The sequence below is a fragment of the Methylococcus sp. ANG genome, from assembly GCF_040730495.1.
Classification (GTDB): domain Bacteria; phylum Pseudomonadota; class Gammaproteobacteria; order Methylococcales; family Methylococcaceae; genus Methylococcus.
In genome coordinates, this window is the sequence record NZ_CP160399.1 from 2,191,572 (window position 1) to 2,206,701 (window position 15,130).

At 65.6% G+C, this 15,130-nt stretch carries 13 protein-coding genes; all 13 read right to left on the reverse strand.

Annotation, left to right across the window (positions count from 1 at the left end; genetic code table 11):
• Nucleotides 1-14: 14 nt before the first annotated feature.
• Nucleotides 15-932, reverse strand: a complete 918-nt coding sequence (gene murB / locus ABZN20_RS10625; RefSeq protein ID WP_370630377.1) for a UDP-N-acetylmuramate dehydrogenase — start codon at nucleotides 930-932, stop codon at nucleotides 15-17.
• Nucleotides 929-2,347 carry a UDP-N-acetylmuramate--L-alanine ligase gene (gene murC / locus ABZN20_RS10630; RefSeq protein WP_218807795.1) on the reverse strand — a complete coding sequence of 473 codons (1,419 nt, stop codon included), beginning with the start codon at nucleotides 2,345-2,347 and terminating at the stop codon, nucleotides 929-931. Before murC ends, murB begins: the two co-directional genes overlap by 4 nt.
• Nucleotides 2,344-3,408 carry an undecaprenyldiphospho-muramoylpentapeptide beta-N-acetylglucosaminyltransferase gene (gene murG / locus ABZN20_RS10635; protein WP_367025233.1) on the reverse strand — a complete coding sequence of 355 codons (1,065 nt, stop codon included), beginning with the start codon at nucleotides 3,406-3,408 and terminating at the stop codon, nucleotides 2,344-2,346. Before murG ends, murC begins: the two co-directional genes overlap by 4 nt.
• Nucleotides 3,393-4,589, reverse strand: coding sequence for a putative lipid II flippase FtsW (gene ftsW, locus ABZN20_RS10640; protein ID WP_367025234.1), 1,197 nt, complete (start codon nucleotides 4,587-4,589; stop codon nucleotides 3,393-3,395). The genes murG and ftsW overlap by 16 nt, the downstream gene beginning before the upstream one ends.
• Nucleotides 4,586-5,965, reverse strand: a complete 1,380-nt coding sequence (gene murD, locus ABZN20_RS10645; protein WP_367027554.1) for a UDP-N-acetylmuramoyl-L-alanine--D-glutamate ligase — start codon at nucleotides 5,963-5,965, stop codon at nucleotides 4,586-4,588. Before murD ends, ftsW begins: the two co-directional genes overlap by 4 nt.
• 5 nt (nucleotides 5,966-5,970) lie before the next feature.
• On the reverse strand, nucleotides 5,971-7,053 hold the full coding sequence (gene mraY / locus ABZN20_RS10650) for a phospho-N-acetylmuramoyl-pentapeptide-transferase (protein WP_367025235.1): 1,083 nt from the start codon (nucleotides 7,051-7,053) through the stop codon (nucleotides 5,971-5,973).
• Nucleotides 7,054-7,101: 48 nt separating this feature from the next.
• Nucleotides 7,102-8,610, reverse strand: a complete 1,509-nt coding sequence (locus tag ABZN20_RS10655) for a UDP-N-acetylmuramoyl-L-alanyl-D-glutamate--2,6-diaminopimelate ligase (protein WP_367025236.1) — start codon at nucleotides 8,608-8,610, stop codon at nucleotides 7,102-7,104.
• Complete coding sequence (locus ABZN20_RS10660) at nucleotides 8,607-10,334, reverse strand: peptidoglycan D,D-transpeptidase FtsI family protein (protein ID WP_367025237.1); 1,728 nt, start codon at nucleotides 10,332-10,334, stop codon at nucleotides 8,607-8,609. Before ABZN20_RS10660 ends, ABZN20_RS10655 begins: the two co-directional genes overlap by 4 nt.
• Nucleotides 10,335-10,363: 29 nt before the next feature.
• On the reverse strand, nucleotides 10,364-10,621 hold the full coding sequence (gene ftsL, locus ABZN20_RS10665) for a cell division protein FtsL (protein WP_218807802.1): 258 nt from the start codon (nucleotides 10,619-10,621) through the stop codon (nucleotides 10,364-10,366).
• A complete protein-coding gene (rsmH, locus tag ABZN20_RS10670) occupies nucleotides 10,618-11,556 on the reverse strand; it encodes a 16S rRNA (cytosine(1402)-N(4))-methyltransferase RsmH (protein WP_423246403.1) in 939 nt (312 codons plus the stop codon). Before rsmH ends, ftsL begins: the two co-directional genes overlap by 4 nt.
• Nucleotides 11,556-12,014, reverse strand: coding sequence for a division/cell wall cluster transcriptional repressor MraZ (gene mraZ, locus ABZN20_RS10675; protein WP_169602797.1), 459 nt, complete (start codon nucleotides 12,012-12,014; stop codon nucleotides 11,556-11,558). The genes rsmH and mraZ overlap by 1 nt, the downstream gene beginning before the upstream one ends.
• 362 nt (nucleotides 12,015-12,376) lie before the next feature.
• Nucleotides 12,377-14,404, reverse strand: a complete 2,028-nt coding sequence (gene ligA, locus ABZN20_RS10680; RefSeq protein WP_367025238.1) for an NAD-dependent DNA ligase LigA — start codon at nucleotides 14,402-14,404, stop codon at nucleotides 12,377-12,379.
• Nucleotides 14,401-15,123, reverse strand: coding sequence for a cell division protein ZipA C-terminal FtsZ-binding domain-containing protein (locus tag ABZN20_RS10685; protein ID WP_367025239.1), 723 nt, complete (start codon nucleotides 15,121-15,123; stop codon nucleotides 14,401-14,403). The genes ligA and ABZN20_RS10685 overlap by 4 nt, the downstream gene beginning before the upstream one ends.
• Nucleotides 15,124-15,130: the final 7 nt, after the last annotated feature.

A 15,130-nucleotide genomic window follows, 5' to 3' on the forward strand; every position in this document is an offset into this window, starting at 1 on the left:
TCTTTGAAAAGTTTCTACACCAGGGGTTCGCCCACGATCCGGACTTCGGGTTCGAGCCATATGCCGCAGAGCAGGGCCACCCGGTTCCGCACCTCCGAGATCAACGTCTCGATGTCGGCCGCCGTCGCGTTCCCGGAGTTGACGATGAAATTGGCATGCTTGGCGGACACTTGAGCACCGCCGACGGCGTGTCCCTTGAGCCCGCAGGCTTCTATCAGCCGCGCCGCGAAATCGCCGGGCGGATTCCGGAACACCGACCCGCAGCTCGGCTGATGAGTCGGCTGGGTCGCCGAGCGCCGCGCCAGCAGGGCTTTGATGCGCTCCCGTCCGGCCCGCCCGTCACCGGGCGAAAGTTCGAGTTCGGCCGCCAGGAACCACTCGCCTTCCGGCCCGTGCACGTGGCGGTAGCCCACCTCGAATTCCTCGGGTGCCCGCCAGATCCTCCGTCCGCTGCGGTTCACCGTGAGCGCGCGCCGCACCAGGCTCCAGATCTCGCCGCCGAAGGCGCCCGCATTCATGGCCAGGGCGCCGCCCAAGGTGCCGGGGATACCGGCCAGGAATTCGGCGCCGACCCAGTCCCGGTCGGTGCAGAAGCGGGCGACATGGGAGCAGGGAATGCCGGCTTCGGCGTAGACGCAGGTGGGACCACGGGCCTCGATGACGCGCAGGCGGTTCTTGGTGCAGACCACCGTGCCGCGGATACCGCCGTCCCTGACCAGCACGTTACTGCCCAGGCCCAGCCAGAACAGCGGTTCCTGAACCGGCAGAGCGCGCAGGAATTCGACCAGGTCGTCGAGGTCGGCGGGCTGATAGAGGCGTTCCGCCGGACCGCCCACCCGCCAGCTGGTATGCTCGGCCAGCGGCTCGTGTTCGAGCCAGGTCCCGCGCAGAGGCACCGTTGGGGTGCCGGCAGCAAACCCGCGGGCGGTCACGGAACCGCCTCCGAGCCCAGGCGCTCGGGCAACTGCTGGGCGAGCGCGCCGACGCTGCCTGCGCCCAGCGTCATCACGACGTCCCCCGGCTTCAATACGTTCGGCAGGATGTCGAACACTTCCTCCGGGGTTTCCGCGAAGATCGGATCGATCTGCCCCCGCACGCGGATGGCCCGGCTCAAGGCGCGCCCGTCGGCGCTGGCAATGGGCGCTTCGCCGGCGGAGTAAACGTCCAGCAGCACCAGCACGTCGACCCGGGACAGGACCTGCACGAAATCCTCGAACAAGTCGCGGGTGCGGGTATAGCGGTGGGGCTGGAACACCACGACCAGGCGCCGGTCGGGCCAGGCGTTGCGGGCGGAATCCAGGGTCGCCGCCAATTCGCTCGGGTGATGGCCGTAGTCGTCGACGAACGTGATTTCGCCGCCGCCGAAGCTCAGGCTGGCGTTGATCTGGAACCGCCGGCCGATGCCGCGGAATCCCGCCAGCGCCCGCTGGATCACGGTGTCGGCGACGCCCAGCTCGGTGGCCACGCCGATCGCCGCCAGCGCATTGAGAATATTGTGGTAGCCCGGCAGGTTGAGCGTGATCTCCAGCGGCTCCACCCCCTGCCGCAGCACGCTGAACCGGCTCTGCAGGCCCAGGCGCTGGATGCCGACCGCGCGGATGTCGACGCCCTCCCGCTCCCCGTAGGTGCGGTATGGCTTGCTCAGCCGCGGGAGGACGTCGCGGACGCCGGGGTCTTCGGCGCACAGCACCGCCGCCCCGTAGAACGGCACGTGGTGGAGGAATTCGACGAACGCGTCCTTGAGCCGGCCGAAATCGTTGCCGTAGGTGCCCATGTGATCCTGGTCGATGTTGGTCACCACGGCGATCATGGGCTGGAGGTGCAGGAACGAGGCGTCGCTCTCATCGGCTTCGGCGACCAGATACTCGCCTTGCCCCAACTGGGCGTTGGCGCCCACGCTGTTCAGCCGGCCGCCGATCACGAAGGTCGGATCCAGGCCCCCTTCGGCCAGGATGCTGGCGGTCAGGCTGGTGGTCGTGGTCTTGCCGTGGGTGCCTGCCACCGCAACGCCGTAACGGAAGCGCATCAGCTCCGCCAGCATTTCGGCCCGCGAGATGACCGGAATCCGGGCGGACCGGGCGGCATCGATCTCCACGTTGGACTGCTCCACCGCGCTGGAAACCACTACCACGTCCACCGCCTCGACGTGCCGGGCCTCGTGCCCGATCGAGATCACGGCGCCCCGCTCCTCGAGGCGGCGGGTATTGGCGTTCCGCTGCAGATCGGAGCCCGATACCCGGTAACCGAGATTCAGCAGGACCTCCGCGATGCCGCTCATGCCCGCGCCGCCTACACCGACGAAATGGATGCGGGTGATTTTCTTCATGCCTTCGGTTCGAGGCGTCATGCGCCGGCCTCCTCCAGACAGACCTTCGCGACGCGGTCGGCCGCATCGTAGCGGGCCAGGTTCCGGGCCGCCGCGCTCATCGCCTTGAGCCGTCCGCGCTCGTCCAGCAGGGCGCGGATCTCGGCCGCCAGCGATTCCTCGTCGAGCGTGGACTGGGGCATCAGCACCGCCGCGCCCGCCTCCGCCAGATAGCCGCCGTTCGCGGTCTGGTGATCGTCGATGGCATAGGGGAAAGGCACGAGTATGGCGGGCAACCCCGCCGCGGCCAGTTCGCTCACGGTCATGGCACCGGCGCGGCATACCGCGAGGTCGGCCCAGCCGTAGGCCTCCTCCATGTCCTCGATGAATGCGTCCACCTTCGCCGGCAGTCCGAACTGCCGGTACAAGTCTTCGGTTTCCTGGAGCATCGCCTGCCCGGTTTGATGGCGAATCTCGACCGGCTCCCCGCCCAGGGCAGCCAGGGCCCGCGGGACGACGCGGTTCAAGGCCTGCGCCCCCAGACTCCCGCCCAGGACGAGCACGCGCCGGCCTTCACGGGCCGTATGATGGTTTTGAAAGGATTCTATGTTCTGCCGCAAGGGATTGCCGGTGCAGACCGCGCCGGAAGATGGTTGGAAGGCGCCGGGAAAGGCTTCCAGCACCTGGTTGGCAATACGGGACAAAAATCGATTGGTGGTGCCGGGAATCCGGTTCTGTTCGTGGATCACCAGCGGAATGCCGAGCACCCGGGCCATGAGTCCGCCGGGACCGGCGACGAAGCCGCCCATGCCCAGCACGGCGTCCGGCCTTCTGCGGCGAAGTATACGCAGTGCCTGCAGACAGGCCAAGCCCAACATGGCCGGGGCCTTCACCTTGGAGGCCAGGCCCTTGCCGCGTATGCCGCTGACGCTGAGCCAGTCGATCGGATAGCCGGCTGCCGGCACTACTCTGGCTTCCAGTCCGGCCCGGGTCCCCATCCAGGAAACTTCGGCTCCCGCCCGGCGCAGTTTGTCCGCCACCGCGAGTGCCGGGAACACGTGGCCTCCGGTCCCCCCGGCAAGAATCACTACGCGCTTGGCCATACGCCCTTCCGGCCGTTGCCCAGAAAGCTGGCCACCACCTCGCTGCGGATGCGGAACAGCAGTCCGATCGCGGCGCAGACCACCATCATGCTGCCGCCGCCGTAGCTCATCAGCGGCAGGGTCAGGCCCTTCGTCGGCAGCATGCCCATATTCACCCCCATGTTGATGAAGGACTGCAGGCCCAGCCAGAGGCCGATGCCGTAGGCGAGGAAAGCGGCGAACAGCTTGCCGCTGCGCTCGGCGAGCCGGCCGATCGCCAGCGCCCGCCAGACCACGACGGCGAACAGCAGGATGACCGTAGTCGCCCCCCACAGCCCCAGCTCTTCGCCGATCACCGAAAACAAGAAGTCGGTATGGGCTTCGGGCAGATAGAACAGCTTCTGGACGCTGGAACCCAACCCGACCCCTTGCCACTCGCCCCGTCCGAAGGCGATCAGGGCCTGGGTCAACTGGAACCCCGAGTTGAGCGGATCGGCCCAGGGATCGAGAAAGCTGAGCACCCGTTTCAGGCGGTACTCGGCGGTGAAGATCAATAAGGTCCCGGCGACGGCGACCAGGCCCAACAGAGAGGCGAACACCCACAGGCGGGCGCCCGCGAGAAACAGCATCCCCAAGGCCGTCGCCATGACCACCGCGGTGGCGCCGAAGTCGGGCTCCTTCAGCAGGAGGACCGCGCCGATGGAGAGCAGACTCAAGGGAAAAAGCATCCCCTTTACCGAGGTCCTGACGGTTTCCAGGTGCCGGCTGATATAGCCGGCCACGTAGATCGCCGCCACCAGCTTGAAAACCTCGGACACCTGGACACGGAGCCCGAACAGGTTGATCCAGCGCACGCTGCCGTTCACCGACTTGCCGACACCCGGAATCAGAACCAGGACCAGCAGGGCGATCCCCACCCAGAACAGCGACCTGGAATGCCGCTCCAGGGTGTCCAGGCGCACTTTCGCCGCCGCCCACCCGGCCGCCAACCCCAACACGATGTGCGCGAGCTGATGTTTGGGAAAATAGAAGCTGTCACTCGCCATCTTTTCGCCGAGATGCAACGAGGCCGAGGAAACCATGACGAAACCGAACAGCATCAGTGCCAGGGATACCGAAAGCAGGATGGTGTCCAGGTAAAAACGGCCGGCCCCCCATTTCAACACCAGCCCCCGGCTGCCGCGAATCGCTTGCGTAGTCATGACATGCTCCTCACCGTTGCGGCGAAATCCCTTCCGCGCTCTTGATAGTCCTTGTACTGGTCGAGGCTGGCGCAGGCCGGCGCCAGCAGCACGGTGTCCCCGCCCTGCGCCACCCCGCGCGCCGCTCGGACCGCCTCGAACATCGTCTTGACCCGGATCGTGGGTACGACATCCTTGAGCACCTGCTCGATCAGAGGCCCGTCGCGCCCCATGAGGACGGCGGCCCGCAGCTTGTCCGCCGCGACCGGGGCCAGGGACGAAAAATCCGCGCCCTTTCCGTCCCCCCCGGCGATGAGCACGGCCTTGCCTTCCAGCCCGGAAAGGGCCGCGATGCAGGCGCCGACGTTGGTCGCCTTGGAATCGTTGACGTAGGCGACACCGTCGACATCGGCCACCCATTGCATGCGGTGATCCAGCCCCGGAAACGTGCGCAGCACCTGTGCGACGGACTCGCGGTCGAACTTGCAGGCGTCGGCGATCGCCACGGCGGCGAGGGCGTTGGCCAGATTGTGCCGGCCCTTGACGCGCACCTCGTCGGCGGGGAGCAGCGGAACCCCTTCCGCCAGAATCCACACCCTGCCCTCGCGCAGGGCGAGCGAGTAGTCCAGGCCGGCGCCGATACCCAATCCGAACCGCACGGCCCGCCTGCCGGGCCGGTACATGGCGGCGACGAGCGGATCGTCCTCGTTGAGCACCATCAGGCCGTCGCCGCGAAACACCCGCCGCTTCGCCTCGGCATAGGCCGCCAGGTCGGGATAGCGGTCCATGTGATCCGGACTGATGTTGAGGACGGTCGCGACGTCCGCTTCGAACAACTCCGAGCGTTCGAGCTGGAAGCTCGACAATTCGAGGACGTACCGCTCCGCGCCCTCATCCAGGAGGTCCAGCATCGGCGTGCCCAGGTTGCCGCCCACCGCCGCACGGAGGCCGGATGCTTTCGCCATCAGGCCCACCAGGGTCGTGACCGTACTCTTGCCGTTCGCGCCGGTGATGGCCGCCACCGGCGCCCGTGCGCAGCAGGCGAACAGGTCCAGATCGCCGAACACACGCACCCCGCGGCGGCGGCTTTCGCGGATTTCGTCCAGCTCCAGGGAAAGTCCCGGGCTGACGACGAGGTGCGTCGCGGCGGCCAGGGCATTTCCGCTGGAGTCGCCGAGAAACAGCGGAACGTCGGGAAATGCCTCGCGCAGGTCCGGCAGGCCCGGCGGGGCGATCCGGCTGTCCATGACCGCGCATTCGAATCCGTGCCGGCGCAGGAAACGGACGGTCGACAAGCCGGTCGCGCCCAGGCCCAGCACGAGCACCCGCGAACGGGCGTCGAGCCCAAGGCGGGCGAACCCGCAGGGCGGCTTTTCGGCGATGGCGCGGTCGTGCATGTTCATCAGCGCAGCTTCAAGGTCGCAAGGCCGATGAGCACCAGAATGACGGAGATGATCCAGAATCTCACGATCACCCGGGGCTCCGGCCATCCTTTCAATTCGAAATGATGGTGGATCGGTGCCATCCGGAAGATGCGCCGGCCGGTCAATTTGAAAGACAGCACCTGCAGCATCACCGAGACCGTCTCCACGACGAAAATCCCGCCCATGATCATGAGCACGATTTCCTGCCGGACCAGCACGGCCACCATCCCCAGGGCGGCCCCGAGCGCCAGGGCCCCGATGTCGCCCATGAAAACCTGCGCCGGGTAGGTGTTGAACCAGAGGAACCCCAGACCGGCCCCGACCAGGGCGCCGCAAAACACCACCAGTTCCCCCGCCTTCGGCAGATAGGGAATTCCCAGGTACTCCGAAAACTCGCTGTGGCCGGAAGCATAGGCGAAAATCGCCAGCCCCCCCGCGACCAGCACCGTAGGGAGAATCGCCAGCCCGTCCAGGCCGTCGGTCAGGTTCACCGCATTGCTCGACCCCACCACCACGAAGTAGACCATGGGGACGTAGAGCCATCCCAGGTTCAATACCACGTTCTTGAAGAACGGCACGATGAACTGGGTTTCCTGCGGCGAACTCGCGGTGTGGTAGAGAAACAGGGCCACCCCGAGGCCGAATACCGATTGCCACAGGTACTTGTGGCGCGCCGCCAGCCCCTTGCTGTTTTTCAGAACCAGCTTCTTGTAGTCGTCGATGAAGCCGATGAGGCCGTAAGCCAGCGTCACCAGCAGCACCGCCCAGACGTAGCGGTTGCCGAGGTCCGCCCACAGCAAGGTGCTGACGGTGATCGTCACCAGGATCAGCGCACCGCCCATCGTGGGCGTGCCGGCCTTCGACAAATGGCTTTGCGGGCCGTCGTCGCGGATCGTCTGCCCGATCTTGTAGCTTCCCAGGCGCCGGATCATCGCCGGACCGACGATGAAAGAAATCACGAGCGCGGTGAGGATACCCAGGATCCCGCGGAGAGTGAGATAGTGAAAGACTCTGAAGACGTCGAAATAGTGCTCGAGCCAGTTCGTTAGAATCAGTAGCATCGCATTTCCTTAAACTGCTTCAACGCAGGGCATATCGCCTCTGCAACCTTATCCGGCGCTGCGGTGCCGGGCCGACAGCGCTCTCCCGACCTCGTCCCGGTCGGAGAATTCGTAGGACACGCCGCCGACGTCCTGAAAAGCTTCATGCCCCTTTCCGGCCACCAGCACGATGTCGCCGTCGCCAGCCTGGGCGATCGCCTGGCCGATGGCCGTACGGCGGTCGCGCACGACCGTGACGGCGGCACCCTCGCAACCCTTGAGAATGTCCTGGACGATGGCATCCCCCGACTCGAAGCGCGGATTGTCGTCGGTGACGATGATGCGGTCCGCGAGGCGCGCGGCGATGGCTCCCATTTCCGGGCGCTTGCCCTTGTCCCGGTCGCCGCCGCAGCCGAAGACCACCCACAACCGGCCACGGCAATGGCGGCGCAGGCTCGTCAGCACGTTTCGCAACGCGTCCGGGGTATGCGCGTAATCGACGATCGCGGTCAGTCCATTTTCGTGAAACCGCTCCATGCGCCCGGCGACCGGGCGGACCCGGCCGACCCGCGAAGCGGCGGCTTCGGCCGGATAGCCGAGGCCGACCAGGACCGCCATGGTCCCAAGGAGGTTCTCGGCATTGAAATCGCCATACACCGGCGCATCGACCGCGACGGCCCGGCCCCCGCAATCGACCTTCAGATGCAGCCCCTCCGGCGTCTGCTCCAGCGTCTCGGCGCGAATCACCGGAAAATCCGCCGATCTCCCGCCTTCCAGACCGTAGCCGATCACCTTCACCCCCGCGGGAACGCTCGCCAGGATGGTATCCACGGACGGATCGTCGAGCGTGACCGCGACGAACTCCAATGCGGGATTGGCCAGAAGCCCCAGCTTGGCTGACAGGTAGGATTCGAAAGTTCCGTGATAATCGAGATGATCGCGGGTAACGCGGGTGTATAGCGCACCGCGGCAGCGTACACCGTTGATACGGCCCTGCGCCTGCCCGTGCGAGGAAGCCTCCAAGGCCGCCAGTTCGAACCCCTGGGCCTTGAGGGTTGCAAGTATGGCATGAATCTCGATCGCATCGGGCGTCGTATGAGCGATCCACCGCAGCTTTTCGGGCTTTCCCCAGCCCAGGGTACCGATGACCGCCGCCGCATGGTCTGGCTGCAATGCTTCGGCGATGAAATGGGTGCAGGAGGTCTTGCCGTTGGTCCCCGTGACCGCGATGACGCCCAGGGTCTCCGAAGGATGGTCGAAAAAACGGGCAGCTATGCTGCCCAAATGGCGCCCCAGATCGGGAACCGGTACGGCGAAGCCGAGTTCAGGTTCCGGCAGACAGGCGCCGCCACCCCCCGAAGAGTCATAGACGACAGCGACCGCCCCCCGCCTGGCCGCATCTTCCGCATACCGGAGCCCGTGTTCCCGGCCCCCCCACAATGCGAAAAAGGCATCGCCGGTGCGCACCGACCGGCTGTCGAGACTCAGACCGTAGACCGGAATGTCCGGCACGGCCCGCGCATCGGTCCAGCCATCCAGCAGTCTCCGCAGGGAAGCCCCCCCACCTTCGCGGCTCAAAAGACTTCTTCCTTCTGGGCCGAAAGAATCGACTGGCCCATGTCCTGGTCCGGCAGGACGTTGAGCAACCTCAATCCCGGCTCCATGACGGCGGCAAATGCCGGCGCCGCCACCGCGCCGCCGTAATACTCCCCGGCCGAAGGCTCATCGATCATCACGACGGTGACCAGCCGCGGGTCGCTCGCCGGCGCCATGCCTGCAAACACGGCGATGTAGCGCGAGGACTGATAACCGCCGCGTCCGGCGCTTTTCTTGACCGTCCCGGTTTTTCCGGCGACCCGGAAGCCGGGAATGCTGGCCTTGATCGCCGTGCCATCGGCCGAAACCACGCCTTCCAGCATGTTGCGCACCGCCGTGGCGGTCTTTTTCGACATCACCGGGACCGGTTCCGGCGGGCGGTCCAGCTTCAGCAGGCTGACCGGCGGCATCGCACCATCGCTGGCCAAGGCCAGATAAGCCCGCGCCAGATGCAACGGCGAGGCCGACACGCCATAGCCGAAGGACAGCGTAGCCTGCGCGAACGGCCGCAGCCCCTTGCGGTCCGGCATGCGCCCTTGGGCCTCGCCGGGAAAACCGGTACCCAGTACCTGGCCGAAGCCGAGGTCGCGGTAGAAGCTCCAGAACTTGTCCGGCGGCAATGCCAGGGCCATCTTGGTGACGCCCACGTTGCTCGACTTGCGCAGCACCCCGGCGACGTCGAGCACGCCGTAGTTGTGCACGTCCTTGACCACGTTGGAGCCGACGCGCATGACGCCCGGCGAAGTATTGATCACCGCATTGGCGCGGAACGCCCCCATTTCCAGGGCGCAGGCGACCGCGAAGGGTTTCATCGTCGAACCCGGCTCGAACAGATCGGTGACCGCGCGGTTGCGGGTGGACCCGGGCACGGTGCCATTGCGGCCGTTGGGATTGAAAGTCGGCTGATTGACCATCGCCAGCACTTCGCCGGTCTTGGCGTCGAGCATGACCAGTGCGCCCGCCTTGGCCCGATGCTGCTGCACCGTCTTCTTCAGTTCCCGGTAGGCCAGGTACTGCAGCCGCTGGTCGATGCTGATGCTCAGATCCTTGCCCGCCACCGGCTGGCGGACGCTGTCGACATCCTCGATGACCCGACGCTTTCCATCGCGGATGATGCGCCTGGCACCCTCGATGCCCTTCAAGTGCCCGTCGAAGGCCAACTCCATCCCTTCCTGACCCTTGTCGTCGATGTCGGTGAAACCGAGGACATGGGCGGCAACCTCGCCGGTCGGGTAGTAGCGCCGATACTCCTCTTCGGCATAGACACCGGGCAAACCGAGCGCCGTCACCTGATCGGCAAGCTCCGGACTGACACGACGCTTGAGGTACACGAAGGCTCGATTGGTGCCGGCATCGCCGAGACGGCGCTTCAGGTTCTCCGGCGCATCCCCGATCAGGCCGGCCAAAGCCTGGTATTGCGCTTCGCTCGCCTCGAACTCCTTTGGATTGACCCAGATCGATTTCACCGGGCAACTGGTCGCGAGCAAATCGCCGTTCCGGTCCAGGATACGGCCGCGATGCGCCGGCAAAGGCACTACGCCCATGTGCCGCAAATCGCCCTGGTGCTTGAGAAACTGCCGGTCCACCACTTGCAGATTGACGGCCCGCCCGACCAGGACGAGCATGGCCGCCATCATACCGATCAGCAGCAGCGACCAGCGCGCTCCGAAATCGCTTTCTCTTCGCGGATTCGTTATGTACATCATCGCAGACACCCCCTCATCCCCACATGAGCTCAGGGTTTGATGTAAATGATCGACTCGCGCGCCGGCAGGGTCATCCCCAGCCTGCTGCGAGCCAGACGTTCGACACGGCCATGCTCGGCCCAGGTGTTCTGCTCCAGCTGAAGCTGGCCCAGCTCCACGTCGTATTGATTCAGGGCCAGTTCCAGACGCTGAACCTCGGCGAACAGCATGCGCGTGCGGTACTTCGCGTAAACGACGCCGAGCGCCGAACAAACGGCCACGAGCGACAGCAGGAGTATCCGCGTCATGGCGCCCGCTTTTCGGCGACGCGCAACATGGCGCTCCGCGCCCGGGGATTGCCCCGGACTTCGTCCTCATTCGCCTTCAGCGGTTTTCCCCGAACGGCAAGGCGCGGTGTCGAACGGGATGCGAAGATCCCGCCCGACATTTCCTTGCCGCGGGCCTCGTCCCGCATGAACCGCTTGACGATCCGGTCTTCGAGCGAATGAAATGAGATCACCACCAAGCGTCCTCCGGCGGCAAGCGCCTCCACCGCCTCGTTCAATCCCTGTTGCAACTCGCCCAACTCGTCATTGACGGCGATCCGGATCGCCTGAAAGGTGCGCGTCGCCGGATGCTTGAACTTATCCGCAAACGGGATCGCGGCCTCTATCAGCCGAACCAGGTCGGTCGTCGTGGCGATCGGACGCCGCTGCCGCTCTTCGGCCACGGCGCGGGCGATGCGTCCGGCAAAACGCTCCTCGCCATACTCCCGCAACACCCGGGTCAGCTCCCGTTCGGAAACCTCGGCGAGCCACTCCGCGGCGCTGGTCTTCTGGCTCGGGTCCATCCGCATGTCGAGCGGTCCGGCCCGCAGAAAACTGAATCCGCGCCGGGCGTCGTCGAGCTGCGGCGATGACACGCCCAGATCCATCAGGATGCCGTCGACCCGGCCCGTCCATCCTCTTTCGCCGACGATCCGGCCGATCTCCGAAAAACGGCCGTGCTCGATGGCAAACCGGGCATCGCCGGGCAATCCGGAAGCGCCGGCCGCCGCCACTGCCTCCAAGTCCCGGTCGATCGCCAGAAGGCGACCCTCCGCGCCCAGGCGCTCCAGGATCGCCCGGCTGTGCCCGCCGCGCCCGAAGGTGCAATCGACGTAAATACCCTCCGGCCGAATTGCCAGCGCATCCAGCACCTCGGACAGCATGACGGGGAGGTGTCCGCCTTCCGCCGCCGCCATCAAAACGCCAGCGCCCCGAGCTCCGGCCCCATGTCCTCGAGGCCTTCGAGGCTCGCCTCTTCCAGCCATTCCTGGCGGCAGCGTTCCCAAAGGCCTTCATCCCAGATTTCGAACTTGTTGCCCTGGCCGATCAGGACGACCTGCTTGTCCAGGCTGGCGAACCGGCGTAACGGCTCGGGTATGAGGAAGCGTCCCTGGCCGTCCAGCTCACATTCGGTGGCATGGCCGATCAGCAGACGTTGAAGCCGCTTCACCTGTTTGTTCAAGGCCGGAAGTTTCACCAGCTTTCGCTCCAGCTCCTCGAACTCAGGCAAAGGGAAAAGCAGCAGACAGGTATCGGTTCCAACGGTGACCACCAGTTGTCCCTCGCAGGACTCCCGGAGTTCGGACCTGTAACGGGTAGGCACCGCCATGCGCCCCTTTTCGTCCAGGCTGATGGAATTAACGCCTCTGAACAAGCCGCCCCCAAGCTCCACATTCCCCCAGAAAACACCACTTTCCACCACCTGCGGACCACTATAGAAACGCGCCGAAGGCAAGTCAAGATGAGTTGCAAAAAAAACTCACCGCCTTGTTTGGCGGAGATTTTTTGCTCGTTTGACCGGGCCGGGAGAGGTTCCGGCAACGCCTTCTGCAGCCACGGCCCGGTTTGAAAAAAACGGCAGGGCAAGTCCGTCGGAAAACCTGGAACGGATCGCTATCGAAGGCACGGGAAGTTTTCAGGCTGACGGCGGAACGAGCCGGCGATGAAGAACGAAGGGCAATGACAGGGAAGACCGCTTTCGGCCGGGGGACGCTGGCACGCCAAAACCGGGGGAAGCTACCCCCGTCCGCGCTCGAGCATTGCCAGAAAGCCGTCCTCGTCGAGCACCGGAACGCCGAGTTCGGACGCCTTGTCCAGCTTCGAGCCCGGTTCCGATCCGGCAACGACGAAGCTCGTATTCCTGGAGACGCTGCCGGTGCATTTCGCCCCGAGCGCTTCGAGCCGGGCACGCGCTTCGTCCCGGCTCATCGAGGCCAACGTCCCCGTGAGCACGAAAACCAGGCCTTGCAGCGGCAGCCCCTTCTCTCCCGGGGGCTGCGTCGGCTTTTCCCAGCCCACGCCGCACGCCATCAGTTGCGCGATCACTTCCCGGTTGTGAGGCTGTGCGAAAAACAGCCGGACATGGCCGCTCACCACCGGGCCGACATCGGCGACGGCCAGAAGCTCCTCTTCCGAGGCATCCATCAACGCTTCGAGGGAACCGAAATGGTCCGAAAGCGCCTTGGCCGTCACCTCGCCGACATCGCGGATGCCGAGCGCGTAGAGGAAACGCGCCAGGGTGGTGTGCTTGCTGCGCTCCAGCGCCTCCAGCAGATTGGCCGCGGATTTCGCTCCCATCCGGTCCAGCCCCGCAAGCTGGTCCAGGTTGAGGCGGTAAAGGTCCGCCACCGTTGCGATCAGCTTTCTGTCCACCAGCTGGTCCACCAGTTTGTCGCCCAGCCCTTCGATATCCATCGCCCGCCGGGAAGCGAAATGCTTGATCGACTCCTTGTGCTGGGCGGGACAGTACAGACCGCCGCTGCAGCGGGCCAGCGCCTCGCCCGGCTCCGTTTCCACGGCGGAACCGCATTCGGGACAGACTTCCGGCATATGAAACGGCTCGGTCCCCGGCTCCCGCAGTTCGGGAATGACCCGGACGACTTCCGGAATGACGTCGCCGGCCCGCCTCACGATCACCGAGTCTCCCGGCCTGACGTCTTTCCTGCGGATCTCGTCGGCGTTGTGCAGAGTCGCGTTGGTGATCGTGACCCCGCCGACGAACACCGGCTCCAGCCTCGCCACCGGGGTCAGCACGCCGGTACGCCCCACCTGCACGTCGATCCCCAAGACCCGCGTCCTCGCCTCCTCCGCGGGAAATTTGTGGGCGATGGCCCACCTCGGGGCGCGCGAAACGAACCCCAGCGCGGCCTGAAGCTGCAAGCCGTCGACCTTGTACACGACGCCGTCGATATCGTACGGCAGGCCATGGCGGCGCTCTCCCAGTGACCGGTAGTATTCGAGGCAGCCGGCCGCTCCCTGGACGACGCGAAGTTCCGGAGAAACCGGCAGGCCCCAACGTTGCAACGATTCGAGGAGTTCGTGCTGGGTGGCGGGCAGCCTGTCGTCGGGAAACGCACCGATCCCATAGGCATAAAAGGACAGGGGACGCGAAGCCGTGACCCGGGCATCGAGCTGGCGCAGGCTGCCCGCCGCGGCGTTGCGCGGGTTCACGAACACCTTCTCGCCGCTGCGGCGGGCGCGCTCGTTGAAGGCGAGAAATCCCCGTTTGGGCATGAAGACTTCGCCCCGCGCCTCGAAACGGGCCGGAAAGTCCCCGCCCTTCAGCCGCAAAGGAATCGCCCGGATCGCCCGGACGTTGTGCGTCACATCCTCTCCGACTTCCCCGTCGCCGCGGGTGGCGGCCCTGACCAGAACGCCGTCCTGGTAGAGCAGATTGACTGCGAGGCCGTCGAGCTTCGGCTCCGCGAGATATTCGACCTCGTCCCGGGACAGCTCCTTGCGCACCCGCCGGTCGAACGCGGCGAGATCCTCCTCGCTGAAAGCGTTCTCCAGCGACAGCATGGGCACTTCGTGGCGGACCTCGGCGAAGGCTTCGACCGGGGGAGCGCCTACCCGCTGGGTCGGCGAATCGGGAGTGACGAGCTCGGGATACCGAGCCTCGATGGCGAGCAGTTCAGCCATCAGGCGGTCGTATTCCGCGTCGGTGATCAGGGGATCGTCGAGCCGGTAGTAGCGGACGTTATGAAACTCGATTTCTTCGCGCAGCTTGCGTACTTTTTCGATCACCTCGGCAGGAGCGCTCACGGCTGTTCGCACGCCTCCGCCAGAATTTCGCGCATTTCGATCACCCGTGCCTCGGTGAGCTCTGCCCGGTGTTCGTCCAACACCCTGCCCTCCAGCGCGCCCGCCAGTCCGCGACAGGTATCCACGAGGTCATCGAAAACCTCCAAGGGGTCCGGTACCTTGGCTGGCTGGAAAAAGAAGACGACGCCGGGGGTGCGGAAATTCTCCATGTCGTTCACGGGGAAAGTGCCGGGCTCGACCAGACTGGCCACGCTGAACAGAGGCTCGCGATATGCGCTGTCGTAGCGGTGGAAAATCCCCATTTCGCCGTATACCAGATCCAGGTCGATCAGGGCGTCACGCAAGCGCTCGCCCGGAAACCGGCCACCGCCGCCCTTGACGACGCTGAACTGGATGAGAAACGGGGCGCCCAACGCTCCCGAAGTGCTCGCCGGCGGCTCCTCAACCGCCTCCCGCGAGGGCGCGTCCACCTCCCCACTCGCGGCTGCATCCCCCTCGGCCGGCGCCGGCTCCCCGTCCTCGTCGGCGAAACCCATGTCCGCCTCCCTGGCCGGCCAGCGTGGCTCCCCGATTTCGTCCTCCTTCTCGAAGACGTCGAATTCGCTGGACCGCTCCAGCGTATCGAGGATCTTTTGTTTGTAACGTCCCCAGACATAGATGCCGGCAATCACCAGCGCGCCTACGACCAGGATGATGATCCGGACTGTGTCTCTATCCATTTCGCCC

Coding starts and splice junctions, on each gene's coding strand:
- rsmH (WP_423246403.1), bottom strand. CDS start 11,556: ATGGCGGCGGCGGAAGGCGGACACCTCCCCGTCATGCTGTCCGAGGTG.
- murC (WP_218807795.1), bottom strand. CDS start 2,347: ATGACGCCTCGAACCGAAGGCATGAAGAAAATCACCCGCATCCATTTC.
- ABZN20_RS10660 (WP_367025237.1), bottom strand. CDS start 10,334: ATGATGTACATAACGAATCCGCGAAGAGAAAGCGATTTCGGAGCGCGC.
- murD (WP_367027554.1), bottom strand. CDS start 5,965: ATGCACGACCGCGCCATCGCCGAAAAGCCGCCCTGCGGGTTCGCCCGC.
- ftsL (WP_218807802.1), bottom strand. CDS start 10,621: ATGACGCGGATACTCCTGCTGTCGCTCGTGGCCGTTTGTTCGGCGCTC.
- ABZN20_RS10685 (WP_367025239.1), bottom strand. CDS start 15,123: ATGGATAGAGACACAGTCCGGATCATCATCCTGGTCGTAGGCGCGCTG.
- mraY (WP_367025235.1), bottom strand. CDS start 7,053: ATGCTACTGATTCTAACGAACTGGCTCGAGCACTATTTCGACGTCTTC.
- murG (WP_367025233.1), bottom strand. CDS start 3,408: ATGGCCAAGCGCGTAGTGATTCTTGCCGGGGGGACCGGAGGCCACGTG.
- ftsW (WP_367025234.1), bottom strand. CDS start 4,589: ATGACTACGCAAGCGATTCGCGGCAGCCGGGGGCTGGTGTTGAAATGG.